We start from the raw sequence: 3,102 nt of genomic DNA, 5'->3' as shown, positions 1-3,102 counted from the left end.
CTGTTATCTCAATTGCGAAAGTTGCAGAAGTTGCCTGCTCGCGTCAAAAACTATTTCAAGCATCCATCGATTGCTTATGCTGCATTGTAGAATTCACTCTATTTAATTGCCGAGGTAATAGGTGTCCCCATCCTAATTGCCCTAAATATGATGGATCTGGCGGCAAAACGGGAAATTCGTATTGATGATCGACGGCTGTCGGAGCGGCTGGGCTGTCCCGTTATTCCGCTATGTGCCCATACTGGCAAGGGCATACAGCACCTCAAAGAAGCTGTGCACCGTGCTCTCGATACCCCTACCATTCCCAGTACCCATGTTGCCTATCCTCCTGTGGTGGAGGAAGCCCTCACCGACTTGCAACCCATTCTTCAGGCACGGGATGTCAATACCCGTTCTATGGATCTTCGCTGGTTTGCCTTAAATCTGTTGCAGTACGACGATCGCCATCTACCCGATCTTGGACAAGAGACCTTACACCGCATTGCGCACCACCGTCACCGTATCCATCAAACCCTCGGAGAAGATACGGACTTACTGATTGCAGACAGTCGGTATACTTGGATTCGTCAACGTATTCAAGATGTAACTGAACGAACCAATCTTGTGAAACAGACGGTTTCAGATCGCATCGATCGTGTGGTTCTCAACCGATTTTTGGGCATTCCTATTTTTTTAATAGTGATGTACCTGATGTTTCTGGTTTCCATTAACCTGGGAGGTGCTTTCATTGATTTCTTTGACATCGGTATTGGCACTATTTTGGTGGGAGGAACAACCCACCTTTTACAACAGATCCAAGCTCCCGGTTGGCTGATTGGCCTGTTAGCCGATGGCGTAGGCGGGGGTATTCAGACCACTGCGACGTTTATTCCCCAGATTGGTTTACTCTTCGTCTTTCTTGCCATTCTAGAAGACTCCGGTTATCTAGCTCGTGCAGCATTTGTGATGGATCGCTTAATGCGTTTTATGGGGTTACCCGGTAAGTCCTTTGTGCCCATGATGGTCAGCTTTGGTTGCAACATTCCCGGTATTATGGCCACCCGCACCCTAGAAAATCGCCGAGATCGGTTGATGACCATCCTGATGAACCCATTTATGTCCTGCGGGGCACGGTTACCCATCTATGCTCTCTTTGTAGCAGCATTTTTTCCGACGAATGGTCAAAATATCGTCTTCCTGCTCTATGTTCTGGGAATTTTGGCGGCTATTTTCACCGGATTGGTCATGAAACATACCCTCTTTCGGGGAGAAGCCGCCCCTTTTGTCATGGAACTGCCCCCGTATCATCTTCCTACCCCCAAAGGTGTTCTGCTCCGTGCCTGGGAACGGCTCCAAACGTTTATTAGCCGAGCCGGGAAAATGATTGTAATTATGGTGATCATCCTAGGACTGATTAACTCCGTAGGGGTGGATGGCTCCTTCGGTAAACAAAATAGCCAGGATTCAATTCTGAGTGCCTTCAGTCGTACCATTACCCCAGTGTTTACCCCCATGGGCATTCAGCAGGATAATTGGCCAGCTACGGTAGGGCTCTTTACAGGAGTCTTTGCAAAAGAGGTCATGGTTGGCACGATGGATTCCCTTTACACGACCTTGGCCCAGGATGCTACTAGAGTCACGAACGAACCCCCAGAAGAATTTGATTTTTGGGGCGGGCTCCGAAGTGCGGTGGCCAGCATTCCCACCAACCTAGCAGGGTTGACGAATCAATTGCTTGATCCGATCGGCTTGGGCATTCTCAGCAGTACAGGGGATCAACAAGCTGCCGCAAAGGAACAATCCATCCATTACACCACCTTTGGGCAGATGGCCACGCGGTTTGGGAGCACGACCGCTGCGATCTCCTTCCTGTTGTTTGTTCTGCTCTATTTTCCTTGTGTGTCTGCAACTGCTGCTGTCTATCGTGAAACCAATATCGGGTGGACGCTGTTTGTAGCTCTCTGGACGACTGGATTGGCCTACTGGGTTGCAACCTTTTACTATCAAATGATGACCTTTAATCAACACCCAGGCAGTACGATCTCGTGGCTAGGGGGATTAAGTGTGGTCATGGTCAGCGTGATTGTAGGGCTCAATCGGTTCAGCAACCGTAACCGTAACTTACCGTCATCCCAGCGCACCGTGGAACCGAAAACCTTAGTTAATCGATAGGTTGAATGGAGTGCGACCATGTTACTACAAGAGCTACAAACCTATTTGAGAACTCACCATCACTCATCCCTGCAAGAAATGAGCCAACACTCCCAGAGTGATGCTGATGCACTCAGAGGGATGCTAGATCATCTCATCCGCAAAGGTCGTGTACAAAAGAGTGTGCGTCAGTCTTGTAATCAATGCCATTGTTGTCCTCCAGAAAGTCTAGAGATGTATACATGGGTTGAGTCTCATCCCTCAATGACACGCCCAATCACCCAGTCACTTGCGATTCTAACTTGAACTCCGGGGAGGCCACGGAATGTTATCTCAAACTATGATCGATCGATTGAATGAGCAAATCAATCTAGAAATGTTTTCTGCACACCTATATCTACAGATGAGTTCTTGGTGTGCGTATAAAGCGCTAGATGGCTGTGCTACGTTCCTGAGTCAACATGCCGACGAGGAAATGATCCACATGCGGCGTTTAATTCACTATTTGCAAGAAACGGGTGCCTTTGCCATCCTTGGCGGAATGGAAGCCCCACCAACTGCATTCAGCTCCCTCACGGAAATGTTTGACAAGATCTACGCCCACGAACAGTTCATTACCCGCAAGATTAATGATTTAGTGCATCTTGCCAACACAGAACCAGATTACTCCACGCTGCAATTTCTGCAATGGTACGTCGCTGAACAGCATGAGGAAGAGTTCCTTTTCAAGAGCATTCTAGATAAAATTAAACTAATTGGGACAGAAGGACAGGGGCTATTTTTTATCGATCGTGAAGTCGGAAGCCTTGCTACCAATCGCAACACCTCCTCTAATAAGACTGTGACCCTGCTTGACTGACAAAAGTATTGAGGAATAAAACGAAAGCGGGACGGGCGTTGGAGTCTGGTTTAGGCTAGAAGTTACCACACAACCAGTCGAACCATCATGACTCCAAGTACCCATTTGTATGA

The 3,102-nt window shown here is 48.1% G+C and carries 3 protein-coding genes; all 3 read left to right on the top strand.

What is annotated here, in order from left to right; genetic code table 11:
* Positions 1 to 105: 105 nt before the first annotated feature.
* From feoB to ftnA, 3 genes are read left to right on the top strand one after another with little or no spacing between them, the layout of a single operon-like run.
* Positions 106 to 2,151 (top strand): Fe(2+) transporter permease subunit FeoB, encoded by a 2,046-nt coding sequence (gene feoB, locus ACN4EG_RS27480; RefSeq protein ID WP_431633473.1) that lies wholly within the window; start codon positions 106 to 108, stop codon positions 2,149 to 2,151.
* An 18-nt stretch (positions 2,152 to 2,169) separates the two neighbouring features.
* Entirely contained in the window at positions 2,170 to 2,436 is a 267-nt protein-coding gene (locus ACN4EG_RS27475) for a FeoC-like transcriptional regulator (protein WP_431633472.1), read from the top strand.
* Positions 2,437 to 2,455: 19 nt separating this feature from the next.
* Positions 2,456 to 2,989 (top strand): non-heme ferritin, encoded by a 534-nt coding sequence (gene ftnA, locus ACN4EG_RS27470; RefSeq protein WP_431633471.1) that lies wholly within the window; start codon positions 2,456 to 2,458, stop codon positions 2,987 to 2,989.
* Positions 2,990 to 3,102 lie beyond the last annotated feature (113 nt).

The sequence above is a fragment of the Alkalinema pantanalense CENA528 genome (assembly GCF_050753345.1).
Classification (GTDB): Bacteria; Cyanobacteriota; Cyanobacteriia; order Leptolyngbyales; family Leptolyngbyaceae; genus Alkalinema; species Alkalinema pantanalense.
The sequence above is the reverse complement of the archived record's forward strand: the minus strand, read 5'-3'. Positions and strand labels throughout refer to the sequence as shown.

Bases quoted from the DNA above. Each gene is read 5' to 3' on its own strand.
- ftnA (WP_431633471.1), top strand. From the start codon at position 2,456: ATGTTATCTCAAACTATGATCGATCGATTGAATGAGCAAATCAATCTA.
- ACN4EG_RS27475 (WP_431633472.1), top strand. From the start codon at position 2,170: ATGTTACTACAAGAGCTACAAACCTATTTGAGAACTCACCATCACTCA.